Source organism: Oceanicaulis alexandrii DSM 11625 (genome assembly GCF_000420265.1).
In the GTDB taxonomy this organism is placed as follows: domain Bacteria; phylum Pseudomonadota; class Alphaproteobacteria; order Caulobacterales; family Maricaulaceae; genus Oceanicaulis; species Oceanicaulis alexandrii.
Genome location: NZ_ATUP01000001.1, coordinates 1,229,931 through 1,250,028, shown reverse-complemented (window position 1 = coordinate 1,250,028; position 20,098 = coordinate 1,229,931). Strand labels below are relative to the sequence as shown.

Sequence of the window (20,098 nt, the reverse complement as noted above, 5' to 3'; positions counted from 1 at the left end):
CAGAGTCCTTGCTCCCTTAATTGACCAATCCGCACTCTAGCACGTTTCGCCGCTACGTTCGAGCCAGTGAATGGAGAAGGCGCAGGCGCCGTTTTCGGTCCACACATGAGCGGGGACAAGGCCGGCTTTGACCGCAAGGTCCTGGAAGGTCTCAACAGTGAATTTATGAGAGTTTTCCGTGTGGATGGTCTCGTGTTCACGCAGCACGAAAGCCTCTCCGGCCACAGTGAAGTGCAAGTCTCGCAGAGCCTGAAGATACATCTCCACCCGCGAGCGGTACGGATTCCAGAAGGCGCGATAAGCCAGCGCAGACGGGTCTATATCGCCGTCCAGCTCGGTATTGATGCGCTGGATCAGATTGAAATTGAAATCCGCGGTGGCGCCGCCGGCATCGTCATAGGCGGCTTCGAGAACGGCCGGGTCCTTGCGCAGATCCACGCCGATCAGCAGGGCGTCGCCGGGCCTTAGCCAGTCGCGCAGGGTCTTGAGCAGCTGGAGCGCGTCAATCAGCTCGAAATTGCCGATCGTGGAGCCGGGGAAGAAGACGATCCGTCGCCCCTCGGGGATGCTCAGCGCGCTCAGGTCCAGCGTCTGGGTGAAGTCATGACAGACGGCGCCGACCGTGAGGTCGGGATGGTCCGAGGCTATATCGGCGCAGGCGGCTTTGACATGGTCGCCTGATATGTCCATGCCGACGAAGCCTGCAGGACGGTCGAGCGCATCCAGCAGCTGACGGATCTTGACGCTGGACCCCGCGCCGGGCTCCAGAACCACTGCACCGGAACCGGCGAGCGCGTTCAGCTCCGGGCCGATCCGCTCCAGCAAGGCCAGCTCGGTGCGGGTGGGATAGTATTCGGGCGCTTGCGTGATCCGGTCAAAGATCGCCGATCCCGCCGCGTCATAGAAGTATTTTGGCGAAATCGCCTTCTGGGGCTTGCGCAGACCGGCGAGCACATCCGCGCGAAAATCAGAGGCGGAAGGCTGCAAGTCTTTGAAAAACGCCAAGGCGCCAGCCTCGACTAGGGTCTCGTTCGACATGGTCTCTAGGCGTGGCGGCTGCGGGTCAGGATGAAGCTTTTGCACGCATGACGCGTGAAGCCTCAGGATGTAATGGCTCCGTTAAGTATGTCCACCCCGGAGCATTACCTAGGACCAGAGTTTTCGCCTGATTGTCATGCTTGCGGGCGGGCGCCAGAAACCGCGCTGCGGGGGAGAGACGCGCCCGGATCGCATCGCCCGGGCGGGCGACCACGCAGATGGGAATACGACGCGCTATGGCCTTCCAGTCTTTCCAGTGATGAAAGTCCCTGAGCCCGTCCGCGCCCATGATCCAGACGAAATGCACCCGCGGATACCGCGCTTGTAACTGCGTGATCAGGTCGATCGTGGTGCGGGTGTGCAGTCGCGCCTCAAGCGTCGATATGACGTGTCGGGGCTCGGGCATGGCCTGCTCGACAGCGGTGACGCGTGTTTCAAGGCTGGCGGGCGCATGGGTCTTTAAGGGATTGCCGGGGCTGACCATCCACCAGACGCGATCCAGATTGAGCCGTTTGAGCGCGGTGCGCGCCACATGGCGGTGCGCCCTGTGAACGGGATCAAAGCTGCCGCCGTAAATCCCGACGCGCATGCCGTCATGCAGCAGTTCGGATTTTAGCGCCCGGCTCACGCTGGCGATCCATCTGCAGGGTCAGGGACAAGGTCCGTCGCATGGACCAGAGCCACCCCGCGGCGATAGCCCAGAATGGTGATGATGTCTTCAGACTGGCGACCCGCGATCTGGCGCGCTTCATGATCGTCATAGCCAATCACGCCGACGCCAAGACGCTGCCCAGACTGTGTGACCAGGCGCACCGCCGCGCCACGCTCAAACCGGCCCTGCACGTCCACGACGCCGGCGGGTAGAAGGCTGCGACCCTTGGCGATGGCGGCGGCGGCGCCGTCATCCAGCACCAAGGCGCCCTCGCGCGCCAGACTGCCCAGAATCCAGGCGCGGCGCGCGCTTTCAGGATTGCCATGGGCGTGAAACCAGCTGGCGCGGGCTCCGTTCGCAATTGCCTGAACCGGGTAGGGATGATCGCCGCGGCAGATGATCATGTCGCAGCCTGCGGCGTTGGCGATGCGGGCGGCGGCGATCTTGCTGGCCATGCCCCCCGTGCCGGCGCCCTCGCTGCGCGCAGGGCCAGCCAAGGCTTCGATAGCGGGCGTAATGGCGGTGATTTCTGGGATGTGCGCGGCGTTCGGCTCTCGTGGATCGCGGTCATACAGCCCGTCCACATCCGACAGGATGATCAAGAGCTGCGCGCCCACCAGCTGGGCCGTCCGTGCGGCCAGCCGGTCATTATCGCCAAAGCGGAGTTCTTCGGTGGCGACGGTGTCGTTCTCATTGATGACGGGAACCGCGCCCAGCTTGAGCAAGGTTTCAAGCGTGTTGCGGGCGTTCAGCCAGCGCGGGCGCGATTCAATGTCGGCAGGCGAGACCAGGGCTTGTGCGGCCGGAAAGCCGTGCCGAGCGAACGCCCGGTCCCAATGCTGGATCAGCAAAGCCTGCCCTGCGGCGGCGGCGGCCTGCTTTTCTTCCAAAGTCAGGGTCTGGCCCGGTTTCAGACCCAGGCGCGGGCGGCCCAGCGCCACGGCCGCCGAGCTGACCAGAACCACATCCTGACCCGCCTGGCGCAGGCGGGCGATGTCGTCGGCCAGCGCGTCAAACCGGTCTTCACGCGGCGCAAGGCTGGCGGGGTCGATCAGTTGGGCCGACCCCACCTTGATGACGACCCGTCGGGCCGCCGCCATGCGCGCGCTCAGGCTCAAGGCGTCCAGCCGCTTTCGCCGCGGGCTTCGCGTTCCGCCTCGTCCTTGAGGCGTTTTTCTTCCTCGCGACGGGCGTGGACCGCATCCCAGATGGCTTTGAGCACCTCTTTGAGGCCTTCACGCGTGGCGCCGGACAGGTGGTAAGGCGTCACGCCGATCTTCTCCTTGAAGGCGGCGTCCAGCTCGGCGACGGTGTCCGCATCGGCGGCGTCGAGCTTGTTGAGCACCACGATCTCGCGCTTGTCGGTGATTCCGGCGCCATAGGCGTCCAGCTCGTGCCGCACGGTGTCATAGGCGCCAATCGGATCTTCGCCGGTGGCGTCAATCAGGTGCACCAGCAGCGCGCAACGCTCGATATGGCCCAGGAAGCGGTCGCCGATCCCGGCGCCTTCATGGGCGCCTTCGATCAGGCCGGGAATATCAGCCAGCACAAAGCGATTGCCGGTGCCCATCTCCACCACGCCCAGATTGGGGTGCAGCGTGGTGAACGGATAAGACGCGATCTTGGGGTGGGCCTTGCTGGCCACCGACAGAAGCGTGGACTTGCCCGCATTGGGCAGACCCACAAGGCCGGCGTCCGCGATCAGCTTCAGGCGCAGCCAGATGGCGCGCTCCTCGCCCGGTTCGCCGGGTTGGGAGATGCGCGGGGCCTGGTTGCGGCTTGATTTGAAATGGGCGTTGCCCTTGCCGCCAATGCCGCCCTTGGCCAGGAGCGCGCGCTGGCCCGGCACGGTCATGTCCGCGAGCAGCGTCTCCTTGTCCTCGTCAAACACCTGGGTGCCCACCGGCACGCGCAGAACGACGTCTTCGCCGCCCCGGCCCGTGCGGTTGCGCCCGGCGCCGTTAAGGCCGCGCTCGGCCTTGAAGTGCTGCTGGTAGCGATAGTCGATCAGGGTGTTCAGCCCTTCCACGGCCTCCACCCATACATCGCCGCCATCGCCGCCATCGCCGCCGTCAGGGCCGCCGAACTCGACATAGGCTTCACGGCGGAATGACACGCATCCCGGGCCGCCCCAGCCGGACTTCACATACACTTTGGCTTGATCAAGGAACTTCATGGCTTGCTTTTTATCTTTGTCTTGAGGGCTCTGCTAGCCCGCCATTTCCATCTGGCGGACACGGCCCGTGGCCATGCGGCCGAAAGAGAAGGCGTCGAAGGTCTCGCCGGTATAGGCGAAGCCGATTTTTTCCAGCACCCGGCCCGACGCCGGATTGTCGTCAAAGTGTCCGGCGGTGACCGGCGTCAGCGCGTGTCGGGTCGCCCAGTCGCACATTCCCTGCGCCGCTTCCGTCGCATAGCCCTGCCCCCAGGCGGCGGGCATCAGCCAATAACCCAGCTCCCAACCCGCATCATGCTGGTTCAGGCCGATCACGCCCACCGCGCTGCCGGTTTCAGCTTCGCAGATAGCGCGCACAAGGTCGCCCATGACCTGTTCACGCGCGCGCAGGATCAGGATGAACGCCTCCGCGAACAGAGGCGGGTTCTGCGCCGGGATGCGGCTCGTCATGCGGCACACGTCTGGGTGGGCGCTTTCGGGGCCGACCCAGGCGGCGTCTTCGATCTTGAGCGGACGCAGAACAAGGCGCTCGGTGCGGATGTCCGCAAAGGCCGCCGGTGTGTTCACTGCGCCCGCTTCATGCTCGGGCGTCTCTTCAGGGTCTGGCTGCATGTCTCTCATATCGGCCTCCTCGGGCGCGAATGCTGGGCGGGGAGAGACGTCAAACGTAAAAAGGGGAGACGGCGATCCGTCTCCCCTTGAAACTTGGCCGTCCGGCCCGGATCGCCCCTCATCGGGATGGGCGATCACGAGGTCGGTGTCGCCCTATTCAGCTGCGTCCGCGAGCGGAGCAACGGACACGAAGGTCCGGTTGAGCTTTTTCTTCTGGAAGGTCACGCGACCTTCGGTCAGCGCGAACAGGGTGTGATCCTTGCCCATGCCGACATTCTCGCCCGGATAATACTTGGTGCCGCGCTGGCGGATGATGATGTTGCCCGGAATCACGGCTTGGCCGCCGGATTTCTTGACGCCGAGGCGCCGGCCTTCACTGTCGCGACCGTTACGTGACGAACCGCCTGCCTTTTTGTGAGCCATGGTGCTCTCCTTCTCAGGTTCTGTTGTCGCGTGGCTTAGCCAGCGAATCCTTTGGCTTCAGCGACCCAGTCGCCTTTTTCTGCTTTGGTCTTCAGACCAGAGATCTCGCCATCAAGGCGCTCGATCTCGGCGTCGGTCCAGGCTGCGATCTGGGCGAAGCTGGTCACGCCGGCTTCGTTCAGCTTGGTGGCGTAGGCCGGACCCACACCGGTCAGCTGGGTCAGGTCGTCGGAAGCGGCGGCCGCAGCCTTGGCTTTCGGCGCAGCTTTCTCAGCTTTCGGAGCCGCTTTCTTGGCCGGAGCGGGCGCTTCGTCAGCCGCCACTTTGGCCGGCTTGGCGTCCAGCTTGGATTTCGTGCCCGGCTTCAGGATCTCTGCAACCGAGATGACCGCGATCCACTGGCGGTGGCCCTTGGTGCGGCGATAGTTCTGACGGCGGCGCTTCTTGAAGACCTTGATCTTCTTGTCCTTGCGGATGTCCAGCACGTTCGCGGTCACCGAGGCGCCGTCCACGGCCGGCGCGCCGACCAGGGAATCGCCTTCGCCGCCAATCATCAGCACTTCGTCAAACGCGACGACATCGCCGGTTTCCGCGCTGAGTTTCTCGACGCGCAGGATGTCGCCTTCGGAGACGCGGTATTGCTTACCGCCGGTCTTGATCACTGCATACATGATCGTGTTCCTTTGTTTCGGAGCCGTATCCGCGAAAGCCGCGAGACCGGAGCCCTTTTTCTTCGCCGGTTCTTGGTGCGAGCCAGCGTTGTTTCACAAGCAAAGCCCCGCATCGGACAGGTCCGTGCGGGAGCAGAGCGCGCGATATAGACAAAAGAGGGCGCGTGAGTCAACGCAGCAAGGCGCTGCGCCGGGTCTGAAACTGCATGCAGGCGCTCTTAGGGTTCAGGTCCCGGCGCCCAAGAGACTTGATTTTACCCCCAGCCTTTGCGACACCGCGCATCCCTGAGTTCGGAGAGGTGCCGGAGTGGTTGAACGGGGCGGTCTCGAAAACCGTTGAGCGCGCAAGCGTTCCGAGGGTTCGAATCCCTCTCTCTCCGCCAGTTTCCTTGTGGCGAAAAAGTTATAAGTCGCCCGTTGGGGCTTTATTAGTGGCGCGCGGTCTTCAGAACACCGACAGATTGGTTTCGCTCGCGAACACTTCGAGCGCGCGGGTGCCGGCCAGAGAGTTGCCCAGCTCATCAAGCTCGGGCGACCACACGCAGATCGCATACTGGCCGGGGATGACCGCGGCGATGCCGCCGCCGACCCCCGATTTGGCCGGAATGCCGACCCGAAACGCGAAGTTTCCGACCCCGTCATAAAGCCCGCAGGTCAGAAGCAGGGAGTTGATGCGTTTCGCCCGCAGGGCGGGCATCACGGTTTCACCTGTCAGCGGATGTTGACCGCCCGCCGCCAGCGGCAGGAATGCGCGCGCGACGTCGCGGCAGCTCATGGCGATGGAGCATTGGCGATAATAGGCCGCCAGCACGTCCTCGACGCTCGCTTCCAGATTGCCCTGGCTTTTCAGCAGGTGCGCGATCGCCGCATTGCGATGCCCGCTTTCCGCTTCGGACCGCGCCACCTCTTCATCGATATAGATCTGCTCGCAGTTCGCGTATTTGCGGACCAGTCCCAGGATCTGCAGTACGGGGCTGACGAAATGACTGGTGATCACATCGGTGATCACGATCGCCCCGGCATTGATGAAGGGATTGCGCGGCAAGCCTTGTTCGGCTTCGAGCTGAAAGAGCGAGTTGAACGCCGTGCCGGAGGGCTCGCGTCCGACCCGGTCCCAGACCCCCGCCGCGCCGGGTGACTGAAGGGCGAGCGCAAGCGTGAAGACCTTGGAGATGCTCTGGATCGAAAATGGCGTGTCGCTGTCCCCAATGGACCATTCCGTCCCGTCGACGCCGCACACCGCCATGCCGAACTGGTGCGGATTTATACGCTCAAGGGCGGGTATGTAGTCGGCGACGTGACCCTGGCCGATCTGCTTTCGGGCTTCGCTCGCGCACTTTTCAAGAATGGACGCGAGATCAAGATCGGATTGGGTCATGTGGGATCGCTCTTGCGGCGTGGCTCCAGAGGGTTTTGCGATAGTCGATCGACAGGGATCTCACAACACGGCGCCGGGATCATCGCGCCCTGTCCGGTTTAGCGTGCGCCTGTCCCGACCCGGCCGCTGAAGGGAGTCAGAATTTGTAATCGGGCAAGGCCTTGATGGAAGCCTTGATGGAGTCCGACCAGGCTTCTGCGATGGCCTGGAAGTATGTATCGTCGCTGGTGATGCGGCGTTCCTGACCCAGGGTCAGACTGTCCGCTTCATAGGTCAGCAGATCCAGCGGCATGCCGACGGAGAGATTGGCGCGCAGCGTGGATTCAAACGACAGCATGAGCAGTTTCACGGTGTCGGTGAAGTCCATCTGAGGCTCGTAACCGCGCAGCAGGATCGGGCGGCCGTATTTGGTTTCGCCAATCTGGAAATAGGGGGTCTCATCGGAAGCTTCGATGAAATTGCCTTCCGGGTAGACCAGAAAGAGGCGCGGTTCGGAGCCGGCGATCTGACCGCCGATAATGATTGTCGCGCTGAAGGCGGAATCCGCCACGGGGCCCTGCCCGGACTGCGCCGCCACAACTTCCTTGAGCGTGTCGCCCACAAGTTTCGCGACCTGAAACATGGTGGGAACTTCAAGAATGCCCGGATTGCGATCCGCCGGGGCTTTCATCCGCTCTTCAAGCAGGCTGATGACGGCTTGCGTGGTCGCCAGATTGCCCGCTGTCTGGATCACGATGACCCGTTCGCCGGGCGTTGACCAGGCGAACATCTTCTTGAACGTCGAGACGTTGTCGATGCCCGCGTTGGTGCGGGTGTCCGACATGAAAACAAGGCCCTTATCGATGCGCATACCCACGCAATAGGTCATGTTGATTCGGTTCCTGAGAGGAGATTGCTCACTTGGGTTACTGCTGAACCTGTACGCTTACAATCATGAATTCTTCGCTGCCCCCGTAGACGAAACCGGCGATGGGCGCGGCCTCCATGGAATCCAGTCCGGTCGCGATGCGAACATATTTGTCATCGGGCGAAATCTGGTTGGAGACGTCAAATCCAACCCAGCCCAGCCCGTCCACATGCACTTCCGCCCAGGCGTGGCTGGCCTCTTGCTGGGTGCGATCCGTCATCAGCAAATAGCCGCTGACATATCGCGCCGGGAAGCCCAGCGCTCGGGCGACGGCGATGAAGATCTGGGCGTGGTCCTGACAGACGCCACTGCCGGTGCTGACCGCGATTTCGGCGGTCGTGCCTGCATGCGTTGAACTTGTATCATAGGCCACATGCTCGCCGATAAAGCCCAGCAAGTCATGAAACCGCGTCAGCGCGTCCGTCCCGGACGGGGTGAAGTCGGCGATCAGTTGCGACAGGGCCGGACCGGGGCGGGTCCGCTCGGTCTGAGTGAGGTAATACCAAAGCGGAACATGGCCGGTATGTGGTCCGAACACGCCCGAAGTATTGATCGTCTCGACTTCGCCCGTGCTGATGATTTCCACGAATTCCGTGTTTCTTTCCACGCTGAGCAGCCGCACGTCATTGCCATGCTGGTCTGAAAAACACGCTTCTGTCGATGCCCCTCCGAGGTCCAGAGACCAGTCGAGCACGGTCTGGGTCGGCCCTGAATGCGGGGTCAGTCGAATCTGCTGCAGGGCGTAAGGCACCGGGCGGCTGTATTCGTATCGCGTCGTATGATTGATCTTCAATCGCATGGGTTACTCGTTAAATCTGAAATCGATTTCAATCTGACGACCGATCGCGTTGTTCTTGTTTATGAACTCGCCCAGGAACTCGTGGAGACCGCTTTTGAAGATGGAGTTGATCTCTTCGGCCTGAAGAGACTCAAGCAGTGGGCGCGCCAGACTCTGGGCCGTGTTGGGCTCGCCATACATGCGCGACAGATCATCGAGAATGCGCACGCTGTCCCAGCAGCAATACAAAAGTGAGCGCGGCAATTGCTGATTGAAGATCAGAAACTCGGCGATCTTGCTAGGCGACGTCTCCCCGCCATAGAGCAGGTTGAACGCGCGTGCGGCCGAAGCTGAGCGCAGAATGGTCTCCCATTGCACATTGTCCAGCGACGAGCCGACCGCCGCTGAAGAGGGCAGGAGCACGAAGTATTTCACGTCGAGAATCCGGGCGGTGTTGTCTGCACGCTCGATGCGTGTGCCCAGCCGGGCGAACAGGAACACGTCGTTTCTCAGCGCCGTGCCGTGCCAGGCGCCGCGGACCAGCGCGCTCGATTTGCGAATGGCGCCCAGAACATTGGGCAATTCGCTCATGTCCACTGGTTGGGCGAGCAGCTCTTGCAAGGCCAGCCAGGCTTCGTTCGTGCTTTCCCAGACTTCGCGCGTCAGGGCGGTACGGACCGAGCGGGCATTGGTTCTCGCAGCCTTGAAGAGCGACAGAACGCTGCCGGGATTGCCCGGATCACGCAGCAGGAAATCGATCACGTTTTCAGCGTTGAAGGCGTTGTGACGGTCTTGAAACGCAGCCTCGCACCCTGCGGTCCGGACAACCGAAGCCCACTCATTCTGCCCGGACGCCTGCCGGGTCAACGCCATCCGGAATCCGGTCTCGATCAGTCGAGCGGTGTTTTCGCTGCGTTCAAGCTGGCGAAACATCCAGAACAGGCCGTTTGCGGTCGATCCCAGCATGGGCCTAGTCCTCCAGTATCCAGGTGTCTTTTGTGCCGCCGCCCTGGCTGGAATTGACCACAAGGGACCCTTCCTGCATGGCCACGCGCGTCAGTCCGCCCGGCGTGATGTCGACCCCGTTCGGCGAGACCAGCACAAAGGGGCGCAAATCCACATGGCGGGGCGCCAGCCCCGCTTCGGTCAGGATCGGCACGGTGGACAAGGCGAGCGTCGGTTGGGCGATATAGCCTGAAGGGTTCGCCTTGAGCTTGTCTCTGAAAGCTGCAATTTCAGCCTTGCTCGCCGCTGGCCCGACCAGCATGCCGTATCCGCCCGAGCCGTGAACTTCCTTGACCACCAGCTCTTCAAGATTGTCGAGGACATGGGCCAGAGAGTCAGGTTCTGAGCAGCGCCAGGTGGGCACGTTGTTGAGCAAGGGGCTCGCGCCTGTATAAAACTCAATGATGTCAGGCATGTAGGAATAGAGCGCCTTGTCATCGGAAATGCCGGTGCCGGGCGCGTTGGCGATGGTGATCCCGCCGGCGCGATAAATGTCGAAAATGCCCGGAACGCCGAGCATGGAGTCGGGATTGAAATTCAGCGGATCCAGAAACTCGTCATCGACCCGGCGATAGATCACGTCGATGGGCGTGTAACCGCGTGTGGTGCGCATGGTCACCCGACCGTCGACCACCCGCAAATCATGGCCCTCCACCAGCTCCACCCCCATCTGGTCAGCCAGAAAGGCGTGTTCGTAATAGGCGGAGTTGTGGATGCCGGGGGTGAGGACGGCGATGACCGGCTGACCCTGGCAGGCTGCGGGCGCGCACCGGGACAAAGAGCGGCGCAGATTGCGCGGATAATCGCTGATCGAGGCTACATTGATGTTGGAGAACAACTCGGGAAACATGTGCAGCATGGTTTCCCGGTTTTCCAGCATGTAGGAGACGCCGGAGGGCGTCCGCGCATTGTCTTCCAGGACGTAGAACTCGTCCTTTCCCGTCCGGACCAGGTCGACGCCTACGATATGAGTGTAGACGCCGCCAGCGGGCTCAACGCCCATCATCTTGGGCAGAAACGCTTCATTATTGGCGATCAGGCTTTCCGGAAGCCGTCCGGCCTTGAGGATCTCCTGATCGTGATAAATGTCGTGAAGAAAGGCGTTGAGCGCGATGACGCGCTGCTCGATGCCTTTTGAGAGCCGCGTCCACTCCTTGGCCGAGATGATCCGGGGCACTTGATCAAAGGGGATAAGACGCTCATCCGCCTTTTCTTCGGAGTAGACGTTGAATGTGATCCCGGTTCTTCGAAAAAACTCGTCCGCTTCTTTTGACTTGTCCCTCAGTGAATCGAGATTTCGGGTCTTCATCCATTTGATGTAATCTTCATAAGGTTCCCGGGGTTCGCCAGCGTCAGACTGAAGTTCGTTGAAAAACACGGCGTCTCCTTCGAAGAATCCAAACCCTTACTAAAACCCCTAAAACTGATTTTTGTTCCTTATAGAGATTTCTAAGTCGCGATTTATTGTAGCAAAATTTTAATTGATATGGCCAGAGCGCGCTTGCGACCAAGAGTGCTCTATATCAACCAAGTGCGTTTGCATTGCGCTTTGAGGGGGTTAATTCTGCCCGCGCCAGCACTGAAGGCGCCTTGCCTCAGTCTGGGCATGAGCCGATCATCCGCGATCTGAGGATAGACGGGCATGATGGCGGAACCTGCTGGCCTTGGCGCGCAGACGGGGCCGGTCTAGCTTGCTCTCCAATATGGCCTGAACAGGCCAGCAGGGGAGAGATCATTATGCGGATTGTCATGGGTCTGGTTATGGCGGCGGGCTTGACCGCTGCGTCTGGCGCACAGGTCGCGCCACCCTCGGAAGTGCTCGACGTGCATGATCATGTGGCGGCGGTTTCGGCGGACCGCATTGAAGCGGACATCACCACGCTCGTGAGCTTCGGCACGCGTCATACGGCGTCGGAGACCGAAAGCGAAACGCAAGGGATCGGCGCGGCGCGGCGCTGGATTTATGACGAGTTCCAACGCATTTCTGCAGACTGCGGCGGATGCCTGGATGTGATGTATGTCTCCGAGACGATCAGCGGTGAGCGCCGTATCCCCGATCCGGTGGAGGTGGTCTCCGTGATCGCCATTCAGCGCGGCGTGTCAGACCCGGACCGCATGGTGGTGATGTCGGGCGATATCGACAGCCGGGTGTCGGATGTCATGGACGCGACGAGCATCAGCCCGGGCGCCAATGACAACGCCTCCGGCGTAGCCGGCGCGCTGGAAGCGGCGCGGGTGCTCAGCCAGGACCGGTTTGCCGGCTCCATCATGTACGCTGCGCTCGCCGGCGAGGAGCAGGGGCTGTTCGGCGGGCGGATCGTGGCTGATTACGCACTGGAACAGGGCTGGCGGATCAAGGCCGTGCTCAATAACGACATGATCGGCAATATCTCCGGCATCAATGGCGTCATCGACAATTCCACCGCGCGGGTTTTCTCTGAAGGCACGCGCGCGACCGAGACGCCCGAGGAAGCCCGCATCCGGCGCTTTACCGGCGGCGAGGTGGATTCGCCCTCACGCAATCTGGCGCGCTATATCGACCGCACGGCGGACCAGTATGTGCCGAACCTTGATGTGATGATGGTCTATCGTCTCGACCGGTTCGGACGCGGCGGTCATCACCGTCCGTTCAATGATGCGGGCATGCCGGGCGTGCGCATCATGGAGACCTATGAGGACTATAACCGCCAGCATCAGGATATCCGCGTCGAGGACGGCGTTGAGTATGGCGACGTGCTCGAAGCGGTGGATTTCGATTACGCCGCCAAGCTCACGGGTCTGAACATCGCCACTTTGGCGCAACTGGCCGGCGCGCCGCCCTTCCCGGCGGACGTGACGATTTCCGGCGCGGTGCAGCCCTCCACCACGCTGAGCTGGGTCCGTCCTTCGGGCGCGCAGGCCGAGAACCTGATGGGTTACCGCGTGTACTGGCGCCTCACCGATGCGCCGCAATGGACCCATAGCCGCTATGTGGGCGATGTGACCGAGTTCACGCTCGAGAACATTGTCATCGACAATTACTATTTCGGCGTGTCGTCGGTGGCGGCGGACGGGTCCGAAAGCCCGGTCGTTTTCCCCGGCCCTGCGGGATCGTTCGGCGGGTATTGACGCTCAAGGCGCGGGGCGCGCCGTGAAGGGCGCGGCCCGGCTTTCACTCCGCTGAGACAGTCTGCGCTTCGTCCAGATACCGCGCGAGCGCCCGCGCCGCGGTTTGCGACAGGGCGGTGATGCGGTCGCGGTCGGTGTCGTCGCCATATTCCACCGTCACGCCCGGCGCGGCGTAGGTGTCCGCAAACCAGGTCTTGGAGGTGGGCATGCCCACATTGTGGCTGGGGCCGCGATCAAAGGCGGGTTCGGTCCCGCTCCATTCCTCTTCGATCAGGGCGATCCAGTCCTCGCTGAACGCAAACGGAGTCAACTCGGCCGCGTCCGGCGGGGTGTAGAGCACATCACGCCGCGTGGCGTGAAAGTCCAGAAGCAGGTAGGGCGCATGCCCGTTCGCGATCTGAGCCTGGATCGCGGCGAAGGCGGCGGCGGTTTCCGGCTGGGTGAACGGGCCCCAGTCCCGGTTCAGGTCCAGTCCGCCGGCATTGTGACGCCAGTGACCGTGCTCGACGCCATCGGGATTGAGGTCGGGGAGGATCAGCCATTGATAACCGTCGAGGACGGAGGTGTTGGCCTCAGCTCCGAAAAGCGCGTCCAGAAACGCCCGCAGGCCCAGAACGCCCGGCACTTCAGGCGGATGCTGGCCGCCCAGAATGATGATCAGGGGTGCGCCGGGTGAAGCCGCAGGACGCGACAGCGCCTCGATGGGGCGACCTTGTCGGCTTTCACCGATCACGCGGCGGGTCATCCCGGTCCGGTCCGCGAAGGCGGTGCGCCACATCGCCCGGTCGGCAAGCGAGATCACTTCCTGTGCGCCGATCCGGGTCGCGCCGGGGCCAATCTCAAGGCTCAGCACGGCGTTTTGACGGTCTTCGGACACCATGACGGCGTCGTCTGGCAGGGCGACCCAATGCCCGTCCTCGATCTCGATGCGCGGCTGATAGCGATGGCGGTAGTCAGGATAGTCGAGCGCGACCTGCGCTTCGCTTGCTCGCTCGGTATGAAGATCGAACGCGTACCACGGGCTGGGATTGATGTCGGGGTCCTCAGGGAGGACCGTCAGTTTGAATGCGGCGTCGTCCGTGCGTTCACACGCATAATCAGGCGCGGTGGAGAAGTCCTGGGTCAGGCGCACCGCGCCGCTCTCGCAGCTGGCGCTCTGGGGGCCAGAGGGCGCGACCGGGGTGGCGCACCCCGCCGCGGTCAGGGCCGCGCCGAGCATCAGGAGGCGGAGCAGGGGCTTGGGGGTCATGGGGTCTCCGTTCGGACCGGATCGGTCTCTCTGGCGGCGCGGGCCTGGGCGATCACTTCATCCACCAGTTCAGCATCAAGGCCGAGATAGGTGCGCGGGTTCAGAAGCTCATCAAGCTCGCCCTGGGTAAACAGGGCCGACAGTTCAGGGTCGCTTTCAATGGCCTCGCGCAGGCTGGCGCCGGTCCCGGTTGAGGCGGTCGCCAGATCGCGTAAACGGTGTTCGGCGCCGTCACGGCCCAGATCATCCTGAACGGCGAAGACGATGCGCTGGGTCAGGATCCAGCCCCGACTCAGTTCGAGGTTTTCCGCCATCCGCGCTTCGTTGACCCGCAGGCGCGAGATCAGACGACTCGTATCGCCGAGCATGTCTTCCGTGGCGAGCGCGATGTCAGCGACGGCCCTGTTGGGGCGTGAGGTGTTGTCGCGCTCGAAGACATTGATCATGTCGTCTTGCACGATCTCGGCGAGGCGCGGAATGCTCCGGCCGTGCTGGATCAGCGCCTCAGACAGGGACGGGTTCACCTTGTGCGGCATGGTGGACGAGCCCACGGCGCCGCCGGGGCGCTCTTCCACCAGTGCGCCGATATCGGTCATCTGAAGCAGGAATACCTCCTGCCCGAGCCGCGCCCAGGTGTGAGCCATCATGGACTGGACGAGGGCGAATTCCGCGAAGACGTCCCGGCTGGCGTGCCAGTCATCGGGATAGGGGGCGGGCAGGCCCAGCTCAGACGCCAGGCGCGCCTCGACACGCTGGCCTTCGGGGCCGAGCCCCAGATAACTGCCCACCGCGCCCTTCATGATGATGGAGCGCTCGATCCGGTCGAGCAGGTCGCTCAGCCGGTCGATATGGCGCCGGTTCTCGCCGATATAGCCGCTGACCTTCTTGCCAAAGGTGATCGGCAATGCGTGCTGGCCGAGCGTGCGCCCGATCATCGGGGTGGTCTTGTACTGATCGGCCAGCTCGATGAGCTGCAGCTCGATGACGCGCAAATCCTCGATCAGGGCGTAGACCGCCTCGCGCATCTGCAGCATGGCGGCGCTGTCATAAAGGTCCACGGTCGTCGCGCCGTAATGCAGAGAGTTCGCGCTGTCTTCATCCAGAGACCGGCGCAGCACGTTCAACAGCGCCACCATGCGATGGCGCACAATGGCGTATTCGGCGTCGATGGCGTCCTGGGGAATGTTCTCGGGAATGGCGGCGGCGGTGATGGCGTCTGCAGCGCTTTGGGGAATGACGCCTTCCGCCGCCTGGGCGCGCGCCAGCGCGGCTTCCAGGCGCAAGACTTGCGCGTTCAGGGCTGCGGTTGAGAAGACCGCTTCAATTTCGCGATTGGGCGAGAGCACCGGGCTTTGGGGGACGAAGCTCGGGGCGGCCGCCTCACGCTGGCGCTCTGTGAGGGTCGCGCTGACGTCTGCATCGGCCGAAGCATGGGTGTCCGCCTCCGGCTCGGAGCAGGCGGCCAGCACCAAAACTAAGAGAAGTGGAAGCCGCCTCTTCATGGGCGCGCCGCCAGTCCGTACAGCAGGACATGCAGGAAGTCATTGGTCGCCGAGAGGGGGCTCTGGCTCATGCGCCAGTCATTCATGGTGCTGGAAGCGGCGAGGGTGAAGCCGCTATTGATGAACATCACGCCCGTCAGAAGGGATTCAACGACCGAGGCGTCGTGCGGGCGGGCCTCGCCTGCGCTGACCGCAGCGTCATAGGTGTCGCCCAGTCTTCGGATGATGTTGCGCAAGCGGGCCTGGTGGCGGTTGCGCCGTGCTGTGGGCAGGGCGGCCATCAATTCCAGCCGGATGATCGGCGACATGCCGCTGGCCTGCATGTAAATCAGATCAAAGGCGGCGCGGCGTATGAAGGCCAGCCCTTCCGCGTTCTCAGCGGCGGCGTCCAGCGTGGTCTCCACCGTGTGCAAGGAGTGCTCCAGGCACTGGTCCAGAAAGCTCTCCTTGTCCGGAATATGATAATAGAACGCCCCGCGTGTGACCCCGAGCGAGCCTGCGACCTCGGCCAGGGAGACGCCTTCAACGCCATACAGGTTGAAAAAGCGGATGCCGGCCTTGAGGAAGGCTTCCCGCTTCATGCGGTTGCGGGCCTTGCGGTCAAAGATCTGCGGCAGCTCTCCAGTGGAGACAAAGTGCGGTGCGATCTCAGTGGAGACGGGACCCGGCGCCGTCAGTCCTTGTAGCAGGATGTCGTGCAGGGCGTCGGCGGAATTGGTAAATTGCGCGCCGGTCTCCTCGCCCGCGCGCACGGTCAGCCAGTCCAGCAAACCGAACAGGCAATAGGTGACCGGCTCGGCCCGGCGCGAGGTCTGACCGGACTGGCTCAGCCAGTCGCCCGTCATGGCGTTGACGCGGTTGACCGCTTCTCCCAGCCGTGTGGTGATCCGCGCCTGCACCTCTTCAGACAGGGTTTCGAGCTCTTGAAGGCGCGCCGGGAAAGGGCGTTGCTCTGCAATGGCGTCAGACAATTGCTCGGCATAGGCTTGAAATAGCGCCAGCACCTTAAGTCCGGGCGCGTCGTTCGCCGCCTCGGCGTGCTTCACCGCCTCCAGCAAAAAGTCGACCGAGGAGAGAAAGACCGCTTCCGCGAGCTCTTCCTTGGACGCGTAATAGTATGAAATGCTGGTCTTTGTGAGGCCGAGATCGGCGGTGATGTCTTCGAGCCGCGCCCCCAGAACTCCGTGCGCATTGAAGCGGCGCGACGCGGCGGAGCGGATCGCGGCGGTCTTGCGATCGCGCTCCTGGCTGCGGGAGAAGGGGGAGCTGTGATCAGGGAAGTCCGGTCTGAGTACGGTCATGAGCGCATTCCCCATCAGGTCAGTCAGGTCGCCGAAGACCGGCGATAGTAGCTTCGGCGCCACGGCTGACAAATTCCAGCAGGCAGTCCGTACGGAATTTGAACCGAGTGTATAATTTTCATTGACAGTGTCCAGAACCATTGCTCTCGTCGGGAAAACAAAAACGCATGGGAGGGACACATGACTTTCAAAACGATTCTCCGTTCCGGAATCGCATTTGGCGCTCTGGCGCTGGGCGAAGCCGCGCTCGCGCAAGCTGTTGAGACGACGCAGCAAGAACAAGAGGCGGCTGCACGGCCCGCCACCTCGGACGTGATCATCGTCACCGGCACCAATATCCAGGGCGCCCGCGTCAACGAAGCCCTGCCGGTCACCATTGTCACTCAAGAAGATCTGGCGGCGATTGGCGGCGTGGATGGTGAAGACCTGATCCGCGCATTGCCGGCCCAGGGCGGGGTTGCGTTCCGGACCGATAACAACACCACCAACAATAATGCGCGCGGCGATGTGGCCTCAATCAATCTGCGCTCCATCGGATCGAGCGGTACGCTGGTGCTGCTCAACGGTCGCCGTGTGGTCAACCACCCCTCCACCCAGGCCGAGCTCTCCACTCCGGTCACCACCACGAACGTCAACTCGCTGCCGGTCGCCGGGATTTCCCGCGTCGAGGTGCTGAATGACGGTGCGTCCGCGATTTACGGCACCGACGCCGTCGCCGGCGTTTTCAACACCATTCTTGACGATGACTTCGTAGGCTTTGATGTGCGCGCGCGGCACCTTTACGCCACCGGCAACGGTCTGAATGAGCAGACCGTGACGATCCGGGGCGGGCAGGATTTCAATGAAGGCCGCACCAACGCGTCTCTGGCGGTGCAGTATTCGCGTCGTGAGGGGCTGATGGCCTCCGAGATCGACGTTGCGGCCAGTGAAGACCGCCGCCCTTTCCTGGAAGGGACCAGCTTTGAAGGCGATGTCTCCTTTGACAACCGCGCCACCCAATCCCCCTGGGGGCAGTGGACGCTGAACACCACGTCCGCCACGCGTGTCCGTCAGAATGGCAACATCCTGACCAATTCGTCAGGACGCTTCCACTTCCAGCCAGACAGCTTTCCGGGGTGCCGGGCGGATGTCCTGTCTACGCCGGGGCTGTGTATTGATGACAGCACGCAGGATCGGGATTTGAGGTTTGACGGCGCTTATGAGCGCTCGATCATTTCTGACCGGGATCGCTTCAACGCCTTCGGATTCTTCAACCACGACATGGACAATGGCGTGGAGCTGTATGGTGAGCTGGGCGTGTATTACGCCGAGACGCGGTCCACGAACGAGCCGCGCAACGGCATTTCCGCAACGGGCATCTCGGTGCCGGCGAGCTATTACTACAACCCGTTCGGTCCGGTCACGTTCTCGGATGGTTCGATCAATCCCAATCGTTTGCCGGGTCTGTCCAATGTGCCGGTCGAAGGCCTGCCAGTCTTCACCGATGCTGGCCGTTATCGTTTTGTGGATGTGGGGTTCCGCGACATTGAGGTCGTCAACACCCAGTACCGTATCCTGGGCGGCGCCCGTGGCGAGTTCGGCGAGTCCGGTTGGGAATGGGACTCCGCCGCGCTCTATAACCGCGGCTATGCTCGGGACACCGCCAACAACTCGATCTCGCGCACCTTGTTCCAGCAAGAGCTCTTCAAGGAAGGGCCGGACGTCTACAATCTTTTCAATGGCGGTGATCCCAATAATCCCTCCATCGGCGACGCCACGGCCAACCCGCGCAACCTCATCGAGCCCTTCCTGATCGATGTTGAGCGTGAAAGCACGTCCGAACTCGCCCTGATCGATTTCAAGGTCAGCAATGGTGATGTCTTCCAGCTGCCGGGCGGACCGATCGGTCTCGCCGCCGGTGTTGAAGCGCGCTACGAAGCCTATGACGAGAACCGGGATGACCGGCTGGACGGCACCATCACCTTCACCGATATGGTGACGGGCGAGGTCAGCCAGAGCGACGTCTACGGCACCAGCCCGACCCCGGATTCCAGCGGCTCGCGTTCCGTGTATGGCGTGTTCGCCGAAGCGTCCGTGCCGCTCGTCAGCCCGGAGATGAACATTCCGCTCGTTGAAACCTTCGACGTTCAGCTTGCAGCACGTTACGAGGACTATTCCGATTTCGGCGGCAGCGGCGTGAAACCGCGTGTGGCTGCGGCCTGGATCCCGTTTGATGGCATCAAACTGCGCGGCGCGTATTCCGAGGGCTTCCGGGCGCCGAACCTGATCGTGGTCAACGAAGGGGTTGACCGCTCGAACTCCCGCCGTGACGGCTATGCCTGTGAAGCAGGCGTTCGGAATGGCACGTTCGCGACTTTCGCTGATTGTACGGGCTTCACGGAGGGCCGCACCGAGCGACGCTCCGTGGCTGACGACATTGGTCCGGAAGATGACACCAACATCACCTATGGCTTCGTGTTCGAACCCCGGGGCCTGGACGGTCCGTTGAGCTTCCTGAATGGTCTGACGGTCACCGTCGACCGCTGGGAGATCGAACGTACGGATGTGGTCGGCGTGTTCGGCGCGGCCAACCATATCAGCCTGGACTATCTGTTGCGCCTGCAGGGGTCGTCGAACCCGAATGTGGTGCGAGCCGATCCCAACCAGGACGATATTGATTTCTACAATGCGGCGGGCCTGACCCCGGCCGGAGAAATCCTGTTCATTCGCGATACCTACGACAATAACGAGGATATCGACGTCGAAGGTACGGATTATGCGGTCTATTATTCGCTTGATGACACGCCGATCGGCGATTTCGACTTCAAGGTGAACGCGTCATATCTCGACACCTACTTCATCGCTCTGTCGCCGGGTGCGCAACAGATCGCTGACGCGGTTGAGAGCGGCCTGATTTCTGACGAGATCACCGTCTCCCAGGAAGGCGACATCATCTTGCAGAATGGTCAGCCGGAATGGCGGATCGCCGCGTCTGTCACCTGGCGCCACCACAGTGGTTGGGGCGCAGGCGCCCGGGCGAACTATACCAGTGAATTCATCGACACTGGCGCCGGGCTCGACCCGAACGGGGACCCGTTCTTCGTCGACGCCTGGACCCAGACCAACGCCTATGTCCAGTATGACATTGACGCAGAAGGCCTTCTGGACGGCATGCGGATCCGCGTAGGCGCGAACAACATCTTTGATGAAGATCCGCCCCTGGCTGATGAAACCAACGGCTATGACGCCGCGTACCACAGCATTCGCGGACGTCAGGTCTATTTCGACGTTCGCAAGCGCTTCTAGGCAGAGGCAGGCC

At 62.4% G+C, this 20,098-nt stretch carries 17 protein-coding genes and 1 tRNA gene; 3 read left to right on the top strand and 15 right to left on the bottom strand.

Translation table 11 applies throughout. The annotated features are described in order from the left end of the window. Positions 1-36 precede the first annotated feature (36 nt). The 7 genes from egtD to G405_RS0106040 all read right to left on the bottom strand — a co-directional run bounded on the left by egtD (position 37) and on the right by G405_RS0106040 (position 5,572). Positions 37-1,038: an L-histidine N(alpha)-methyltransferase gene (egtD, locus tag G405_RS0106070; protein ID WP_022700619.1), complete on the bottom strand. Its 1,002-nt coding sequence runs from the start codon at positions 1,036-1,038 to the stop codon at positions 37-39. Between the two features lie 25 nt (positions 1,039-1,063). Further along, entirely contained in the window at positions 1,064-1,666 is a 603-nt protein-coding gene (locus tag G405_RS0106065; RefSeq protein WP_022700618.1) for a nicotinate-nucleotide adenylyltransferase, read from the bottom strand. Continuing rightward, positions 1,663-2,790 (bottom strand): glutamate 5-kinase, encoded by a 1,128-nt coding sequence (gene proB / locus G405_RS0106060; RefSeq protein ID WP_040704945.1) that lies wholly within the window; start codon positions 2,788-2,790, stop codon positions 1,663-1,665. The genes G405_RS0106065 and proB overlap by 4 nt, the downstream gene beginning before the upstream one ends. Before the next feature lie 14 nt (positions 2,791-2,804). Beyond that, positions 2,805-3,866, bottom strand: a complete 1,062-nt coding sequence (gene obgE / locus G405_RS0106055; RefSeq protein ID WP_022700616.1) for a GTPase ObgE — start codon at positions 3,864-3,866, stop codon at positions 2,805-2,807. A 33-nt stretch (positions 3,867-3,899) separates the two neighbouring features. Further along, entirely contained in the window at positions 3,900-4,487 is a 588-nt protein-coding gene (locus tag G405_RS15155) for a GNAT family N-acetyltransferase (protein WP_233345996.1), read from the bottom strand. 144 nt (positions 4,488-4,631) lie between these two features. Then, positions 4,632-4,901, bottom strand: coding sequence for a 50S ribosomal protein L27 (gene rpmA, locus G405_RS0106045; protein ID WP_022700614.1), 270 nt, complete (start codon positions 4,899-4,901; stop codon positions 4,632-4,634). Between the two features lie 35 nt (positions 4,902-4,936). Beyond that, entirely contained in the window at positions 4,937-5,572 is a 636-nt protein-coding gene (locus tag G405_RS0106040; RefSeq protein ID WP_022700613.1) for a 50S ribosomal protein L21, read from the bottom strand. Positions 5,573-5,865: 293 nt separating this feature from the next. Between G405_RS0106040 and G405_RS0106035 the strand changes: the two genes are divergently transcribed. Beyond that, positions 5,866-5,955: transfer RNA gene (locus G405_RS0106035), tRNA-Ser, on the top strand. Positions 5,956-6,017: 62 nt separating this feature from the next. Here the strand turns inward: G405_RS0106035 and G405_RS0106030 are convergent. The 5 genes from G405_RS0106030 to G405_RS0106010 all read right to left on the bottom strand — a co-directional run bounded on the left by G405_RS0106030 (position 6,018) and on the right by G405_RS0106010 (position 10,958). Continuing rightward, on the bottom strand, positions 6,018-6,950 hold the full coding sequence (locus G405_RS0106030) for a glutaminase (RefSeq protein WP_022700612.1): 933 nt from the start codon (positions 6,948-6,950) through the stop codon (positions 6,018-6,020). Positions 6,951-7,086: 136 nt separating this feature from the next. Next, the gene (locus G405_RS0106025; RefSeq protein WP_022700611.1) at positions 7,087-7,818 is read right to left on the bottom strand and encodes a proteasome-type protease; all 732 of its coding nucleotides are present in this window, start codon (positions 7,816-7,818) and stop codon (positions 7,087-7,089) included. Between the two features lie 37 nt (positions 7,819-7,855). Further along, positions 7,856-8,656 carry a transglutaminase family protein gene (locus G405_RS0106020; protein ID WP_022700610.1) on the bottom strand — a complete coding sequence of 267 codons (801 nt, stop codon included), beginning with the start codon at positions 8,654-8,656 and terminating at the stop codon, positions 7,856-7,858. 3 nt (positions 8,657-8,659) lie between these two features. Further along, a complete protein-coding gene (locus G405_RS0106015; RefSeq protein WP_022700609.1) occupies positions 8,660-9,601 on the bottom strand; it encodes an alpha-E domain-containing protein in 942 nt (313 codons plus the stop codon). Positions 9,602-9,605: 4 nt separating this feature from the next. Beyond that, complete coding sequence (locus G405_RS0106010) at positions 9,606-10,958, bottom strand: circularly permuted type 2 ATP-grasp protein (RefSeq protein ID WP_407667929.1); 1,353 nt, start codon at positions 10,956-10,958, stop codon at positions 9,606-9,608. Positions 10,959-11,377: 419 nt separating this feature from the next. Here G405_RS0106010 and G405_RS0106005 point away from each other — a divergent pair, with 419 nt between their 5' ends. Further along, the gene (locus tag G405_RS0106005; RefSeq protein ID WP_022700607.1) at positions 11,378-12,748 is read left to right on the top strand and encodes a M28 family metallopeptidase; all 1,371 of its coding nucleotides are present in this window, start codon (positions 11,378-11,380) and stop codon (positions 12,746-12,748) included. Positions 12,749-12,791: 43 nt separating this feature from the next. On the opposite strand, the gene G405_RS0106000 is transcribed toward G405_RS0106005, so the two are convergent. Genes G405_RS0106000 through G405_RS0105990 form a run of 3 tightly spaced genes read right to left on the bottom strand, consistent with a single transcriptional unit; the run spans position 12,792 to position 16,800 of the window. Next, positions 12,792-13,997, bottom strand: a complete 1,206-nt coding sequence (locus tag G405_RS0106000) for a M14 family metallopeptidase (RefSeq protein ID WP_022700606.1) — start codon at positions 13,995-13,997, stop codon at positions 12,792-12,794. After that, a complete protein-coding gene (locus tag G405_RS0105995; RefSeq protein WP_084683419.1) occupies positions 13,994-15,499 on the bottom strand; it encodes a lyase family protein in 1,506 nt (501 codons plus the stop codon). The genes G405_RS0106000 and G405_RS0105995 overlap by 4 nt, the downstream gene beginning before the upstream one ends. Beyond that, the gene (locus tag G405_RS0105990; RefSeq protein WP_169447498.1) at positions 15,496-16,800 is read right to left on the bottom strand and encodes a TetR/AcrR family transcriptional regulator; all 1,305 of its coding nucleotides are present in this window, start codon (positions 16,798-16,800) and stop codon (positions 15,496-15,498) included. The genes G405_RS0105995 and G405_RS0105990 overlap by 4 nt, the downstream gene beginning before the upstream one ends. A gap of 180 nt (positions 16,801-16,980) precedes the next feature. On the opposite strand from G405_RS0105990, the gene G405_RS0105985 reads away from it, so the two are divergent. Beyond that, complete coding sequence (locus G405_RS0105985; protein WP_022700603.1) at positions 16,981-20,085, top strand: TonB-dependent receptor domain-containing protein; 3,105 nt, start codon at positions 16,981-16,983, stop codon at positions 20,083-20,085. Positions 20,086-20,098 lie beyond the last annotated feature (13 nt).